This window comes from Limnobacter humi, assembly GCF_024518835.1.
Lineage (GTDB): Bacteria > Pseudomonadota > Gammaproteobacteria > Burkholderiales > Burkholderiaceae_B > Limnobacter > Limnobacter humi.
Genome location: NZ_JANIGO010000005.1, coordinates 126171 through 141116, shown reverse-complemented (window position 1 = coordinate 141116; position 14946 = coordinate 126171). Strand labels below are relative to the sequence as shown.

The 14946-nt window shown below is 56.0% G+C and carries 12 protein-coding genes; 7 read left to right on the top strand and 5 right to left on the bottom strand.

Annotated features, from left to right (window positions below):
* The first annotated feature begins 118 nt into the window (after positions 1–118).
* Positions 119–622 (top strand): hypothetical protein, encoded by a 504-nt coding sequence (locus tag NQT62_RS13925; RefSeq protein WP_256765342.1) that lies wholly within the window; start codon positions 119–121, stop codon positions 620–622.
* Here the strand turns inward: NQT62_RS13925 and NQT62_RS13920 are convergent.
* On the bottom strand, positions 619–3165 hold the full coding sequence (locus NQT62_RS13920) for a PP2C family protein-serine/threonine phosphatase (protein ID WP_256765341.1): 2547 nt from the start codon (positions 3163–3165) through the stop codon (positions 619–621). The two genes, NQT62_RS13925 and NQT62_RS13920, sit on opposite strands and share 4 nt — an antisense overlap.
* A 456-nt stretch (positions 3166–3621) precedes the next feature.
* On the opposite strand from NQT62_RS13920, the gene NQT62_RS13915 reads away from it, so the two are divergent.
* On the top strand, positions 3622–3876 hold the full coding sequence (locus tag NQT62_RS13915; RefSeq protein WP_256765340.1) for a hypothetical protein: 255 nt from the start codon (positions 3622–3624) through the stop codon (positions 3874–3876).
* A 1-nt stretch (position 3877) separates the two neighbouring features.
* Here the strand turns inward: NQT62_RS13915 and NQT62_RS13910 are convergent, their stop codons facing one another.
* Positions 3878–6010: a S8 family serine peptidase gene (locus tag NQT62_RS13910; protein ID WP_256765339.1), complete on the bottom strand. Its 2133-nt coding sequence runs from the start codon at positions 6008–6010 to the stop codon at positions 3878–3880.
* A gap of 215 nt (positions 6011–6225) precedes the next feature.
* Here NQT62_RS13910 and NQT62_RS13905 point away from each other — a divergent pair, with 215 nt between their 5' ends.
* The 5 genes from NQT62_RS13905 to fliD all read left to right on the top strand — a co-directional run bounded on the left by NQT62_RS13905 (position 6226) and on the right by fliD (position 11603).
* The gene (locus NQT62_RS13905) at positions 6226–6954 is read left to right on the top strand and encodes a DUF805 domain-containing protein (protein WP_256765338.1); all 729 of its coding nucleotides are present in this window, start codon (positions 6226–6228) and stop codon (positions 6952–6954) included.
* 28 nt (positions 6955–6982) lie between these two features.
* Positions 6983–7702 (top strand): hypothetical protein, encoded by a 720-nt coding sequence (locus NQT62_RS13900; RefSeq protein WP_256765337.1) that lies wholly within the window; start codon positions 6983–6985, stop codon positions 7700–7702.
* A 175-nt stretch (positions 7703–7877) separates the two neighbouring features.
* Positions 7878–9131: a flagellin N-terminal helical domain-containing protein gene (locus NQT62_RS13895; protein ID WP_256765336.1), complete on the top strand. Its 1254-nt coding sequence runs from the start codon at positions 7878–7880 to the stop codon at positions 9129–9131.
* 235 nt (positions 9132–9366) lie between these two features.
* A complete protein-coding gene (locus tag NQT62_RS13890) occupies positions 9367–10125 on the top strand; it encodes a hypothetical protein (protein WP_256765335.1) in 759 nt (252 codons plus the stop codon).
* Between the two features lie 2 nt (positions 10126–10127).
* A complete protein-coding gene (gene fliD, locus NQT62_RS13885) occupies positions 10128–11603 on the top strand; it encodes a flagellar filament capping protein FliD (RefSeq protein WP_256765334.1) in 1476 nt (491 codons plus the stop codon).
* A 17-nt stretch (positions 11604–11620) separates the two neighbouring features.
* Here fliD and NQT62_RS13880 read toward each other — a convergent pair whose 3' ends face one another.
* Genes NQT62_RS13880 through NQT62_RS13870 form a run of 3 tightly spaced genes read right to left on the bottom strand, consistent with a single transcriptional unit; the run spans position 11621 to position 14856 of the window.
* Positions 11621–13039 carry a tetratricopeptide repeat protein gene (locus NQT62_RS13880; protein ID WP_256765333.1) on the bottom strand — a complete coding sequence of 473 codons (1419 nt, stop codon included), beginning with the start codon at positions 13037–13039 and terminating at the stop codon, positions 11621–11623.
* Positions 13036–13929: a flagellar motor protein MotB gene (gene motB / locus NQT62_RS13875; protein WP_256765332.1), complete on the bottom strand. Its 894-nt coding sequence runs from the start codon at positions 13927–13929 to the stop codon at positions 13036–13038. The genes NQT62_RS13880 and motB overlap by 4 nt, the downstream gene beginning before the upstream one ends.
* Positions 13930–13935: 6 nt before the next feature.
* Entirely contained in the window at positions 13936–14856 is a 921-nt protein-coding gene (locus tag NQT62_RS13870; protein ID WP_256765331.1) for a motility-associated protein, read from the bottom strand.
* Between the last annotated feature and the right edge of the window lie 90 nt (positions 14857–14946).

Sequence of the window (14946 nt, the reverse complement as noted above, 5' to 3'; positions counted from 1 at the left end):
GATATCGGCCCATTCAGGCTGATTTCAATTCTTGTGCAATGTGAAGTTCAGCGTAAAGTGTTTGAGAAGAAATGACACAAACGAAATCCCCGAAAAACAGGGCATTTGAATGTCGAGCATGAACACACTGAGCACCTTTGGTACACCGGAATCCAATGAACAGTTGGCCGCGGATCAACGCATCTCGGGCTTGCGGTCCAGGTACCGGTATTTCGATGAATTCAATGAGCGGGACCAGACCAAGCTGTTTCAGGTGATGGGGTTGCTCGGCTTTTTCCGCCGCAAAGGTTTACCCGAGCTTGGGTTTGAATCGGCCATGGTGATGCTGCTGGTGGCACAACGGCAGTCGGAAGGGAAAACAACCACCCATGCCCAATGGCAAACCATTTTGGGCTTGAAAGGCGATGCAGCCGCGCGGGTTGCCCTTGAACTGGGCTTTGCCATGAAGCCGGTGCGCAGCGGCAAAAACGCCGACCGCGGCGACACCCATGCCCTCACCATTCCAGCGCATGGCTTGCTGCAATTGCTGGGCAGCGGCGACGAACACACCGAACTTCAACTGACCGCCAGCGGAAAAAAAGTCATCGAGGATTTAACCCGACTGTCGGTATTCAAAGACTAAACCCTGGGCGAAGGCAAGGGTTTCGCCTGCTGAGCGGGCACTGGTGCAGCAGGCGAACACTGGGCCGGAATGCTGCTCAAGCCAATCGAGAGCATGGAAATGTCACGGGCAATGGTCGGCTTGATGTTGTTCAACCGTTGTTCAATCTGCTCGCTGAGCTGGGCCTGCGTTTGGGCGTACAACTCGGCCAACAGGCGTTGTGTTTTGCCCGCCTGCAGCATGGGGAAATCATTCTCGAACAGGGTTTTCGACAACCCATCCGAGAACATCAGCAACTGCTCATTCGCCTGGAGCGTGAAGTGTGCATCGGTGAAGGTTTCAGACTCATTCTCGCCAATGCGTGGCCCACAACTGCCCACCATCTTGGAGTATCCATCCTGACGAACAATCACACAGTCCGGATGCCCGGCATTGCTGAGTACCCCCTGTCCGGTTTCGCAGTCTAGAGAGCCATACACCATGGAGCAGTTGAATCGGTATGCAGCCGGAAAACCCATCACGGTGGCATTCAACAAGCGCAACACCTCCGATGGCGAACGTATCGGGCCCAAGCCACTTAAGGGGTCTACCGTGGTGGATTCTGCGGAGGTGGAGTCCCGGTAAAGCCCGGTGAGCAACCTGGCCAACGACCAACCTTTCACGGCAGCCAGCACACCCTGCTCGGTTACATCGAGGTTAAAAAACCCCACCACCGATTTTGAAATTTTGAACACCCCAATGAAGTCGCCGGACACATACCCGGCTGGCTTGTACACCCAGTCCATCTGAAGGTTGTGGAGCTGAGCCATGGGTTTGGGCAAGGTGTTGCGCTGCATGCGTGCCACCTTCTGCATGTCCTGATCAATTTCTTCACGCAATTGCAACAATTGCTTTCTCTGCTCGGGCAGCGACTTCAGCAACTGAATATGCCATGCACTTTTTTGAAGGACGAAGCGAAGTTCTCGCTGGCTGCACGGCAATTGCAAGAAGGTATCCGCACCCAGGTGGATCAAGTCGCTGGCCTGGCGGAATTCACCGGGCCCTTGGCAAGCCATGACAAACACCCAGCGGTCGGGTATGAACTCACGTGCCAACTGCGTCCACTTGGAGCCCTTGAGGGTTCCATCGGCGCATTCAATGGCCACCATGTCCACACCGCGAAGAATGGGGTCACCAACCCGCATGAAATAGTTGGAACGCACGCGCTGCACAGCAACCCCGCATTCGCGAAGCTGCGCAGCCAAAGCCTCGAACAAGTCGTCGGAGTCGAACACCACCAAGGCTTTGCTGTAGGTGGGGTTGAACAGGCTGGGCGCCGGGTTGACGCCAGCGAGACTGGCTCCACCCGCAGTGGCCTGCGGTGCGTCAGCCGGTGTGTTCTGACCAGCATCCGACAACACGTCCACCGACACCAGTTGGGTGTTCTGCGAATACAGGTCAATGCCCAGGATGGTGACATCATCCGAGAACAGTTGATGGGTTGGTTTTTCAGCCCAGGCCTGCAGGTAAAACAGGGCATTCTGGATGAGCGTGCGCAAGTGGCGCCCGGGGTACTGGCGTATCCAGGCATCCAGATTTTCCATGCCCAACAGTTCATGTTCATCACCAGCGCGAAACACATCGGCCAAGCCATCTGAAGCCATCAACAATTGATCGGTGGGCAGTAAGGTGAGCGATTGGGTGGTGTATTGATGGTCGGGAAACAGACCCAATGGCATGTCAGGCTCACCGATTGAGCTCACCCCACCGTCCTGATGAAGAACCCAAGGCCTGGGCATACCGGCCAGGCTGATGCTGAGTGTGCCGCTGGCAGGCTTGAACAGACCATACATGGCGCACAGGTAAGCATGGTCTTCATCGGTGGTTTGGTAGGCCATGTTGAGCACCGACAGCACTTCACCGGGTGTTCTCAGGCGGGGCGCCTGGTGTTCATGTTCACGTTCATGAAACAAGGCGCTTTGATGTGGCTCCAGGCTGAATAACCGTGCAAAGCCCAATGCCCGAATGGCGGCGGGAATGCCGTGGCCAACCACGTCGACCATGTAAAAACCCCAGGTGTCTTCATCGACCGAGAAGACACCACACTGGTCACCAGAGACCACCGAATATGGTTTGGAATACATGTACACCGACGCTTGGTCCACCTTTTGACCATGGGCCGGCATCATGGCCAATTGCAGTTGCCGAAGGATGAACAGCTCCTTGTCCAGCGCCTTGCGGACTTGGGGCAGTTCGTCGTTGATGGCCAGTAACTCTTTGTTCAAGCCCAACACGCGGCGGGCGCTCAGCAGGCTTAAACGCAGGGATACACTTTGCAACGGCAAGGGCAGCACGTCATCCACATGGTGGGTGAGCGCCTGCTGGCGCACGGCGTCATCATCTTCATGAACGGTGAGGATCATGTAGGTGTAACGGGGCAGCTTGAGCTGACGGGCCTGCTCGGCAAACTGGAAGGCTTCGCTTGAATGGGGCGGGCAATGACCAATCAACAAATGGGACACACCGCTTTGAACCAAACCCAAGGCCTTGCCATACGACTCGACGGGCACCGGGTGCAAGCCCAAGGCGTGACAATGGGTGCTTAACTAGCTCAACTGGTCATCTGGGTGACCCACCAACAGCACAGCATGCTTCGAATTCACGACTGGCTCCACAGTAATGGGACATTGGCTTTCAACAACACTGGCGCTGGGTACCACATACAACAACATCCGGAAAAAAACACCCCCGCACAGCCCGGCAAACCGAGGCTATGAGAGCGCGTGGACAGTGATTAAACTCAGCATGGCAAAAGATTAAATATTTTTAATTGTTGATTTAAAGAATACAGCAGGATGCGACTTTCAGGTCAAAAATAGTGTGTCAGATTGGCGGCAGCCTCGCCTACCCGACACATGACACCACTGAACGCTTTTAACCCATGCGCAATGCGGACAATCGCCTTGCTGCACCAAACTTTACGGATTGTTGTGTGCGCTGGATTGGTATACAACGAGGTTGTTTGAACCCCGTTACCACCCATGCTGACTTACCTATTAAGGGTGCGATTGAAAGGCGACACCCAGCAGATCCGCCCCCTGGACCCTGCCTACACACTGGAAATTGAACAGGCAGGCGATGCCGACTCGGGCATGGCCCGGGTGACGTGCCGGGTGCTGGAACGCACCCTGTTGTCGGCCATGGCCAAGGTGAAAGACGACCTGCGGCTTCAACTGCCGGGCATGCAACTGGTGGAATTTGAAAGCTGCAAGCGGGAGTACCCGCCGTTGCGGTGAGTCAACATCCAGAACAAGGCGATGAGCGCCCAACACGGGCGCGCCGAACACCCCACAGCCCCAACAGCAACACCAAGCACTCGGCAAACCGCAAGGCACCACCACCGCCACCACCCGATGAAGAGGGTGCAGGGGCTGCTGCCTGGCTACCACTGGGCTGTAGCGTTGGGTCACTCACGGCGATGTTTCGCGTGTTTGGGTCCAGCGTGATATTGGACACAAAAGTGGACTGTCCTGCTGCTGCAGGTTGATAGTTTTGGCTTTGAACGGCCCGGTCAGCCTGGAACCGCAACGTGTAGGCACCTGGCACCGACACGGTGACCAAAAAGGACTTGCTGTCGGGGCTGTAAGACACTGCGTACGTATTGGCAGCCACAGCACTGTCATTGGCTGTCATTTGAACAGACAATGGGTCGACATTGTCCACTGTACCGGTGAACTGCACACTGCGTGATTCTGGTGGGTTTTGCCCACCAGCCTCTGACCCGGCATCGGGCGCTGTCACCGAGGGTTGATCCGGTTCAACCGTTGAAGGCGGCGGTGGCGCATTCGATGAGCCAGGCGACGGGGCCACAGGTGCAGCTTGAGCCAGCAAATCCTCACCGGTCACTGTCTTCAAAAACTCCACGGTGTTCAAAATGGTGCCACAGGGGCGCATGTTGTTGCTGGGTTGGGTGTTGGCACCACAAAAATCTCGCTGATCTTGGTATTCGTACCCCGTGCTCTTCAAGGCATTGATGATGGCTTGTCGATTGCTCATGCTTTGTAACAAGCCAATTTTGACGGCACTGGCCAACACGGCAGACACCAGCGGTGTTGAAAAACTGGTACCGGTCGCGTAGGAAAAACCACTGCTGTTGGCATTGATGCTGGGGTCGGTCACTGGCAGCAGGTTTGCGCGCGCACCTTCGCCGCCCAATGTGGCAGTGATCAACGCCGGACTCACGTTGCTGTAGGTGGCGCTGCCATAGCTGGTGGTGGCTGCGCCGACGGAAATAACACCATTGCAATTGGCTGGCGAGCTGGGCACCCTGGTTGAGCCGTATAAACCATCGTTCCCGGCGGCTGCCACAATCAGCGCTTGGGTGTTGTTGTTCACAAAGTCGATGGCGGCTTGTTCAAACTGGGTACAGGTGCCCTGACCGCCGAGTGAGAGGTTGATGACGTCGGCTGGTTTGGCATTGGCTGGCAACACCGGAAAAAAATCGTGTTGTGTGTCTTGCCGGTCTTCCTGAACAAATCGCTCATACAAATCGACGGACCACACCAAGCCCAGCATCACCGCGAGGCTGTTGCCACCGGTGTCAGACAGCACCCGGATTTGGGACACCTTGAAATCGGGGTTGATACCGGCAACACCCACCGTGTTTCGACTGGCGTTGATGAGCGATTGCACCTTGCTGCCATGGTAGAACGGCTCGATGCCATTGGGTCCTGAGTTGGCGGGCTCGCTGGCATTGGGAAACAAGGCGGCGTTGTAATTCAAGCGCCCAGCCTGCGTGTCCAGTGGCACCCCCTCTACAAAGTTGGCCTGTACGTCGAACTGACCCGCCAAATCACCATTGGCCACCACACCGGAATCCAACACCGCCACGCGCACGCTGCGGTCTGTTTGTTTGGCAGTGCGTTCCATCACACGAACAAACTGGCTGTTGTACACGTTGCTGGTGGATTCGCTGGCGCCGGTGTACAACGCAAACTGGGGTGTGTAACCCGGGTCGTTAAACTGGTGCAGGCTGTACCGGCGGTTCTCAGAAACGGACACCACACCCGGCATGTTGCGCAGGCGTTCCACCGCCGACTGTAACTCGGCCCGCGTATTCACAGTGGGCAATTGAACCAACCAAAACCGTTGCAAAAGCCGACCACCCACAACGGCTTGAAGCCGAAGTGTGTCCAACAACTGCTCGACGTTGGCGCGCACCACGCTGGCTTGTGCTGTTGCACCGGCCACGGGTGCCATCTCAATGAATACGACACGTTCATCGGCTGTCAGGCTTTCCGGTTGGGGCACTGCAAGGGAGGTACCACCCGATTTTTTTTGGAATGCCGTGGTTGAACCAACAGCCACTTGAACAACCAGAATTGCAGACAGTGCGGCCACTGCAAATTTGCCGAAAGAAAGGTGAATCATTGTTGACGAATTGTTGTGATTTTTAGAACCACAGATTCTGTGGGCTTCGTTCTTTCACTGAAATACCAGAATTGAGTGACAACTTTTGAATACCAGAAACTTTTGCACTATCACATTTCCGATTTCGGCATTTTTGTTTATGACTTAGTCTGCAAAGCGTTTGTATCGCAGTGCGTGCAACGCTTTTTTATTGACCTTTTTTCTGGCTCTATTCTATGTTCAACACCTTATTTTCATTCAGCGGCACCGTCAGCCGCTCACGTTACCTGGTTGCCACACTCAGCTATTACCTCGTTGTGATGGCCATTTATTTCATGGTGTTTGCAGGCGCTGTTGCAGGCGCCGTGAAAGGTTCGTTTGGCGGTCTTGGTTTTTCATTTTTGCTGGGGTTTTTGATGTACGGCTCACTGCTGTGGGCATCGATTGCACTGTCGATCAAACGGTGTCGTGATGCTGGGCTACATCCTGTGTTGGTGGTGCTGTTTCTGTTGTTCGGGCCATTGATGTGGCTATTCCTTTGCATTTACGGCGGTGATCGCCCTGTGGTGTCAGCACCAGCAACACAAGCAACACCCGCACCTGCAACCCTTGCACCAGAAACCGTGCCAACCCACACCAGCGTCACACCTGCTGTGGAAGCACCTGCCCCGGTGCCCGTCATTGAAACTGTGCCCAGCAAACCGGTGAACCCCAAACTGATAATGGGCGGCGCAGTGGCCATTGTGCTGCTGATTGCCTTGGTGATGAATATCGGCCTGGGCAACAAAACCACGGCACCGGTTGTTGAACAGGCTGAGCCAGCTCAGCTGCCGGCTTCAAAACCAAGCCGTGCAGCGGTGACCACGGCTAACACAACAGCACCCAAAACCAACACGCCAAGCCAGCAAGACAAAGCCAAATTGAAACAAGCGAACCGCAGTCTGGATGATTTGCTGCGCCAATAACACCATTGTTTACTTATTTGAGATTCGTATGACAGTTAACTTTTGTAAATCGGCCATGGCATTGGCCACGTCGTTGTTGTTGGTTTCCTGCGCAGCACCGGGAACCAACAGCAATCCCGATGGATCAACCACAGCAACAGCACCCGCTTCAAAAACCGAAGCAGCAGCGGCCGGCGCAACCCTGGGTTGCCTGGGCGGAGCCATTCTTGCTGAACTGATGGGCAAGGATGCCAAAGTGGGTTGCGCTGCAGGCGCACTGCTCGGTGGTTTGGCTGGTTATGAAAAGGCACGCCAAGCGGAAATTGATGCGGCTGAGGCAGCACAGCGTGAGGCTGTGCAAGCCTACGCTGCGCTGCCTGCCAATCAACAACCCAAAATGTCTGCCGTGAAAACTGTGGATGTTGTGGCGGAAGACCCCAAAACCAAAGAGAAAAAATCCGTGAAGGCTTTTGACTCGGTGAGTTTGGATTTGCCCATTTCAACCAAAGAGCTGCCCGAATACGACCAAGCCATCGGCAAATTAAAAGCGTTGGCGGAAAAGGTTGCGGATGAACGCGGGTCTGCCGACATTTCGATTGGCATGACAGCAACCGATGCGAAAGCCCGGAAAGTAAAACTGGAGACGGCCACCGTACACACCAAGAAAGGCAATCCGATTACGGTCGGCCGGTATGTGAGCGAGCAAATTCCAAAAGGCACAGAGCGATTCACTGTGAAAGCTGGGAAGCTGAATACCAAAGTGTCCTGAACTGCTCCAACCCAACCCCTGCGCCAAAACACCAGCAACGGCGCAGGGAGCCTACCCACTCCACCGGTTGTCTACAAAAATAAAGTTCAGTTGCCCTACCCCCGTAACAGGGTAACAAGGGGGAGAAAACCCCTCGACAACAACGCCAAACAGACAGATCAACGGGAGAGTTAACATGGCAGGAATTAATACAAACGTCGCCAGCTTGTTCGCACAGAACAACCTGAGCAAATCCGGTGCCGCACTGAGCACCGCCATTGCACGCCTGTCGTCAGGCTTGCGTGTGAACAGCGCCAAGGATGATGCAGCCGGCCTGGCCATTTCCGAAAAGTTCCGCGCGCAAATTGGTGGCTTCGAAGTGGCCAAACGCAACAGCAATGATGGCATTTCGTCCTTGGAAGTGGCTGAAGGCGCATTGGGCTCTGTGACTGACAGCCTGCAACGCATGCGTGAACTGGCTGTTCAGGCATCGACGGGTACACTGACCTCCGCAGATCGCGATCAGTTGACAGAAGAATATGATGCATTGAAATCCAACGTCTCCAGCATCATTCAGAACACCAACTTCAACGGCATCAAGCTTCTGACAACCACTGCATTGGATTTGGATGTGCAGATTGGCGCGAACAGCACAGACAGCCTGATTGTTAAACTCGGTGATATCGAGGGCGCCTTCAACACATTTTCCACAACGACGTCTAGTACAACGCCGAACGATGCCAATACAACAACCCTTACACTGAATGATCTGAAATCCACGACAGCCAATAATCTCGGAGGTGTGGTCGATGGAACAGCAGTTCTGGCTGCTGATGGCGACTCTTCTACGTTTGACCTAGATGGCGATGGCCGTGCAGATTTGAGAGCAACGAGGACTGGTGACGGTACAGCAACAGTCAATTTTTTAGATCGAAACGGAAATACAATTGGTGACGCAGTCACCGGCGTCAACACTGGCGCGGGTTCTAACGATATCGGAAACATTGTGCTCAGCGGTGCTGGTGGGCTTGGTGTTCCAAATACATTGGCCACAGGCGGAACAACCTCGGTGAAAGTCGGCGCATTGTCCATCCAATTGGTTAGCAACGGCACTAACTTCACTGATGCAAATTACCTGTCCGGCGCAGCCATCGATGGCTCCGACGGCACCAAAGCCCGCGCGGCCATCACCAAGCTGGACACTTTCCTGAACGAAGTGAGCAAACAGCGCTCCGTCCTCGGCGCCGGCATCAACCGCCTGGACTCTGTGGTGGCCAACCTGGACACCAGCAGCACCTCGCTGTCCGCCGCCCGCGGTCGCATCATCGACGCCGACTTTGCCAAGGAAACTGCCAACCTCACCCGTGCGCAGATTCTGCAGCAGGCTGGTACCTCTGTGCTGGCCCAGGCCAACCAGATCCCATCGGGCGTACTGTCCCTGCTGCGTTAATCCACACGCGGCAGCAAACCCCGGGCGGTTACCCGCCGCCTTGGGGCTGTATACAGCAGCTTTTCGGGTCAAAACCCTGGTTTTGGCCCGATTTCTTTTGTGGCACGGCTGTGTTTGCGGTGTAGGGTGGTGTTTGTAAAGTTCACATTCCCTTGAGCCGTATTCCACAGTGAGGTTGCAACATGGGTTGAGCCACGCCTTGTGCAAGTTGGCTTGATTGCATGGAGAAACGACTATGCCGCAAAGCACCGACACCACCTTGAGCAGCGCCGTGAGCCAGAACAGTTTGAACTTGATCAAGCCTTTTTCCGCGGAGGCCCCAGTGAACAAGGGGAACCCGGGGGCGGCTGTTCGCGCTCAAACCAGCGAGAGCACGGTGGAACTCAGCTCCGTAAAACGCCAACAGGTGGACACGGCCAATGCGTTCCTGAAAGAACTGCAAGGTGCACGCAGCGTGTTTCAGGCAGCCACCAGCGCTTTTCAGGAAATTCGCCCACTGCTGTTGGGTGAAGGTGGCCCAGCCAGCGACGACACCCTCAAAAAGGCCGGTGACAAATCCCTGCGCCTGCTGAGCGAACTGGCCAATGTGCGGGCCGAGCAAGAGCTGGCCGATGTGCAACGGCGCCTGGCCAATTCCGACACGGCCAACTTTACCGATGTGGTGGAAGCGGTGGCGGTGCTGGCCAAGGTGGCCAAGCAAGGCCTGGATGGGGCTGGCCAAACCGAACTGAAACAACTGGCGCAAGCCGTGAGCCTGGTGAACGAGGCGTTGAACAAGGCGCAAACACGGCTGGAGAAACTGACCAGCACGGTGAGTGCGGCCAGCAGCAAAGCCGAGGCCGACCTGGGCACCCGCGAGGGGCTGGAGCGCGTGCTGGGCAAACTGGGGGAAAGCATGCAAGGCCAGCGAGACAGCGCGCTGAAAGCCCAAGCCAATGTGAATGCAGACATGGTGGCCCGCATGTTGAAAGATTCTGACGCGGGTGGTGCCTAAGCATGGGGATTACTGCAAACGGCTTGGGCTCGGGCCTGGACATCAATGGCATTGTGGGCCAATTGGTGAACCTGGAGCGGGCCAAGTTTGCGCCCAAAACCCAGCAACAGGCGGACTACAAAGACCGCATTAGCCAGTTTGGCTTGATCAAAAGCAACCTGGCCAGCCTGCAGGACGCTGCCAAAAAAATTCGGGAGCTGGCTGCGGGCACCCAAAAAACCCAAAATACCAACCCCGAGATTGTGACCCCCACGTTGGTGAACGGCACCAACAACACCTACACGGTGAAGGTGAACCAGTTGGCCACCAAGCAGTTGGTGCAAACCACCGGCTACAACGCCGGCAAGTTGACCACTGGCGTGGCGGCCAGCACGCAAGGCACCCTTCGATTTACCTTTGGTGCACTGGCGAGCAATGCCAATGGCGTGGCCGATGCAGACACTGGCCGAGCGTTTACCAGCGATGGCACCACTGTGGACCTGGCGCTCACGGCCAATGCCAGTGGCGAATACAACTTGAGTGACATTGCCGCCGCCATCAATGCCGACACCACGTTGAAAACCCGCATCAGCGCCCGAGTGGACGATGTGATTGGCACACCCAACAAGCGCCTGGTGATTGAAAGTAAGGGCACGGGCACAGCACAGGCCTTTCAGATTGGCGATGCCGGGGGTGCCCCCACCAATGGCTTGGAGGCTTTGTTGTTTGACCCGGCCGTGGGCAGTGCGGGGGATGTGACCCAGGTGTCGGCCGCGAAAGACGCCAAAGCGGTGGTGAATGGCAACATTGGCGTGGCCAGCAGCAGCAACCAGTTCAACAATGCAGTGGCTGGCTTGAGCTTTGCGGCGCTGAAGGTGGACGCGGCCACCGCCACCATCACCGGCACCTTTGGTGTGGACAATGCCGCCGTGAAGTCAAAAATTGCCGACTTCATCACCACCTACAACAAAACCGTTGGCAACCTGAAGGCCAACCAGGACAAGGACGCCAAGCTGTCCAGCGAAAGCCTGCCCGGTCAAATTGAACAGTCCATTCGCCGGGTGTTGGCCGCCGGTGCAGATGTGGGTGGCACCCAAAAATACCTGAGCGACTTGGGCATCAAGATTGATAAAACCGGTTTGATGGTGCTGGATGACAGCGCCAAGCTGGATGCACTGGTGGCCAGCGACCCCAATGGCGCTGTGAACATTTTGGGCAGTACCAGCAGCGGCAACACGGGCTTGCTGAGCAATTTGGACAAGGTGCTGAAGGACCTCACCGGCATTGCAGGCCCACTGGCCCAGCGCAGCGATTCACTGAACGCGGCCATTCGCCGCATTGACAATGACCGCATTCAATTCAACAAACGGGTGGACCGCATTCAGGAACGGCTGTTCAAGCAGTTCTCGGCACTGGATGCCAGCATTTCCAGCCTGCAAAGTAGCCAGAATTTGCTAACCCAGCGCCTGGGTGCCCTGCAACAGCAACAGCAGGGCTAAAGCCCAGGCTGGAAAGGTCAGTATGCTGCTTTCGCCGGTGCTGCGGGTGTTTGCATGGCCCGGTGAATGCGCAATACGGTGGCGGTGCTGGCGGTGGTTTTGAGCAACTGCTGGCGCAGCGACTCTGCTTTCTTCAACAAGCCCAAACGGGCGCACAGGGTCATCAGCGTAATGCGCCCTTCCGTGCACAGTTGAATGCCCTTGCTGATTTGTTTCTTCACCACCACTTCCAGGTCGGCCCTGGCGCGCTCCACATCGTTGTTCAGGTAGTGGCCGTACACAATCAGCAGGTTTTCGGCCATCTCGGCTTCCGCGGCATCAATCACACTGCGCATGCGGCCCAACACCTTGTAGGCCTCATCGGGGCGCTGGTTGTCGATTTGGGCTTGGGCCAGGCGGTAAAAGTCGTTGGCCGACACCAGGGTGGTGCCCACCGTGCGGTCAATCAGCCGGTTCAGGTAATTTCGTTTTTTGTCATCGTAGCCTTGCAGGTCGGCCAGTTCGGACAAGCAGCGCAAGCGCTTGATGGAGGGTGCAACCACCGCACTCAAGCCTTCCAGCACACTGAGTGCCTCTTCCACGCGGCTGGACTCGATCAGTAAATCGGCCAGTTCGTCATGCGCCTGGATGAAGTGCGGGGCATAGGTGATGGCTTTGCGCAGCCAGCTTTCCGCTTCGCCTTTGTCGCCCTTGATGCGGCTTAAGCGTGCCAAGGTGAGGTCGATCCAGCCGGGTGCCTGCAGCGAGGTGTGGTTTTTCAACAGGGCTTCGGCTTCATCATGCCGTTTGGCCTGCAGCAACACCTCCACCTTCAGGCGGAATACATCCTTGTCGTATTGTGGAAAGTCACGCAGCACTTCATCACACAGCACCAAGGCGGCGTCGTACTGTTTGTAGTGCTTGGCCTTTAAGGCGGCCTTGAGCACCATGCGGCGTGCATGAATGCGAATGACACGCTTGGACAACTCTTCGGCAGAAAAGGGTTTGATCAGGAAGGCTTCGGGTTCAAATTCCATCATGCCCACCAGCGCGCTGGAGGAGCGGTCGCCCGACACCACAATGATGCTGCTGCCAAAATGGGCGGCCTGCTTGGTGCGAAGTTCTTCCATGACCACGGCACCATTGCGGCGTTCGTCAATGTTGTAGTCACAAAACACGAAGTCGTAATTGCGCTCCAGCACGTAGCGGAAAAAATCGTTCGGGTTGTTCACCACATCAAACTGCGTACTGCCCATTTGGGCCAGTTCATCTTTCAAATGCTTGGTGGAGGGTGCGCTGCGGTCCAGAATCAGGACGGTGGTGCCTTGCAGGGGAAGCGAATCCTTGAACGCATTGTTGCGCGGCAATGGCTCGCTTTCGCGAATGCCGGTGAACTTGTCGATTCGCGGCAGTGATTCGAGAAAACTCACATCTTCCTTGTTGTCGTTGCTGTTCATAGGCCTTCCAGTATTCGACGCTTCAGCAAATCCACTTCCGCTTTTTTGGTGAGCACCAAAATTTCAATGCGGCGGTTAACCGGGTCGGCCGGGTCTTCCACCATGGGGTTGGCGTCGGCCATGCCCACCACGCGAATCACTTTTTGTTCCAGCAGGCCACTGCTCACCATGGCGCGGCGCGATGAATTGGCTCGGTCGGAAGACAATTCCCAATTGGAATAGGTGCCACCGCGGGCGGAGAAGGCAATGCCGTCGGTGTGTCCAGTCACCGTCATGCGGTTGTCGACCTGGTTCAGCACTTGGGTGAGGCGCCCCAGAATATCGGCTGCGTAGGGGCGCAGGTTGGCGCTGCCCGAATCAAACATCGGGCGCTTGCCGCCGTCAATCAACTGAATCAACAAACCTTCCACCGAGTTGTCGAGTTTGATTTGGTCTCGATACGGGCGGGTGTTGGGGTCTTTGTCGATCATGGCCTGCAGCTGGTCTTTGAGGTTTTCCAGGCGCTGCTGATCGGCCTTCTCTTGCTGAATCTTCAGTTCTTGCCGGGCCATCTCCAGCATGCTGGATTGAGGCTTGACCTCTTTGGCCGCCTCTTTTTTGTCCTGCTCGCGGGCTTTGCCACCTTGTGTGTCTTTTTTGCTGTCGCTTTGCGATGCAGACTGCCCCTTGGCTTGTGTGGCCGTGGGCTTGCTGAGCGTGAAGTAATCGGCCAAACCGGCCAGGTCAGACGGGCGCGGAGAAGACAGAAGCCACATCAGCAGGAAGAAGGCCATCATGGCGGTCACGAAGTCGGCATAGGCCAGCTTCCAGGCACCAAAGGGCTTGGGAACCTCATCGTCACTTTGTCGACGAACCAGCACAATGGCTGGCTTGGGGCTGGCGTCTTTCATGACGATTTAACGGGCCTGAAAGATGTTGGTGGCCGAAGCGCCTGCTGCACCACCGCTGCCGGTGCCTGCATTGCGCAGTTCCTTGATGCGCAGCTCCATGTCGTCATAGCTGGGGCGCACACCGCTGAACAGGGTTTTGCGACCAAACTCCACCGACAATGCCGGCGAAAAACCGTAACCAATGTGCGCCACCAAAATGGCTTGTATGCACTCCAGCTTTTTAACCTGGTCGGCCAGGCGGCTTTCCACAAACTGCCCCAAAGGCCCCACATAGGCGTAGGCAATCAACACGCCAATGAAGGTGCCCACCAGCGCACTGCCGATCATCACACCCAGTTCGGCATTGCTCACCTGGCCCACCGAGCCCATGACGTGCACCACACCCATCACGGCGGCCATGATGCCGAAGGCGGGCAAGGCATCGGCTGTTTTGTAGATGGCACCGGCTGCCTTGTCGTTTTCCTTTCGGCGCGCGGTGATTTCATCGTCCATGGCGCTTTGAATTTGTTGACCACTCATTTTGGAGGTCACCATCATCCGCAAATAGTCGGTGATGAAATTCAGGGTTTGTGGGTCGCGAACCACGGAAGGATAACGACCAAACAGGTTGCTGGACTCGGGCCGTTCAATGTCGGCCTCAATGGCAATCATGCCCTCACGGCTGAGTTTGGCCAGCACATCGTGCATCACGCCCATGACGTCCATGTATTCGTCAGTTTGCATTTCGGGCTGCATGCTTTTCTTGAGCACACCTTTGAGGATGGTCAGCGATTTCTGACTGGTGCCCAAGTAAAACGCCGCAGCCGCGCCGCCCACGATGATGAGATACTCCGCAGGCTGTAACAGCAGGTAGAGCTGGCCACCGGCCAGCATATAGCCACCAAAAATACTGAGTGTGGCCACGATAAAACTGATGAGTATTTTCATGGTGTGTGCGCAAAGCCTTTGTCAATTCATTATCTGTGGCACAGCGGCCCTGCCGGCAATTTGAAACAGGCTAAAAACAGGTGGTTTCAA

Excerpts from the sequence above, each read along its gene's own strand:
- motB (WP_256765332.1), bottom strand. The coding sequence starts at position 13,929 with ATGAAAGACGCCAGCCCCAAGCCAGCCATTGTGCTGGTTCGTCGACAA.
- fliD (WP_256765334.1), top strand. The coding sequence starts at position 10,128 with ATGGGGATTACTGCAAACGGCTTGGGCTCGGGCCTGGACATCAATGGC.
- NQT62_RS13890 (WP_256765335.1), top strand. The coding sequence starts at position 9,367 with ATGCCGCAAAGCACCGACACCACCTTGAGCAGCGCCGTGAGCCAGAAC.
- NQT62_RS13870 (WP_256765331.1), bottom strand. The coding sequence starts at position 14,856 with ATGAAAATACTCATCAGTTTTATCGTGGCCACACTCAGTATTTTTGGT.
- NQT62_RS13880 (WP_256765333.1), bottom strand. The coding sequence starts at position 13,039 with ATGAACAGCAACGACAACAAGGAAGATGTGAGTTTTCTCGAATCACTG.
- NQT62_RS13905 (WP_256765338.1), top strand. The coding sequence starts at position 6,226 with ATGTTCAACACCTTATTTTCATTCAGCGGCACCGTCAGCCGCTCACGT.
- NQT62_RS13900 (WP_256765337.1), top strand. The coding sequence starts at position 6,983 with ATGACAGTTAACTTTTGTAAATCGGCCATGGCATTGGCCACGTCGTTG.
- NQT62_RS13910 (WP_256765339.1), bottom strand. The coding sequence starts at position 6,010 with ATGATTCACCTTTCTTTCGGCAAATTTGCAGTGGCCGCACTGTCTGCA.
- NQT62_RS13915 (WP_256765340.1), top strand. The coding sequence starts at position 3,622 with ATGCTGACTTACCTATTAAGGGTGCGATTGAAAGGCGACACCCAGCAG.
- NQT62_RS13925 (WP_256765342.1), top strand. The coding sequence starts at position 119 with ATGAACACACTGAGCACCTTTGGTACACCGGAATCCAATGAACAGTTG.
- NQT62_RS13895 (WP_256765336.1), top strand. The coding sequence starts at position 7,878 with ATGGCAGGAATTAATACAAACGTCGCCAGCTTGTTCGCACAGAACAAC.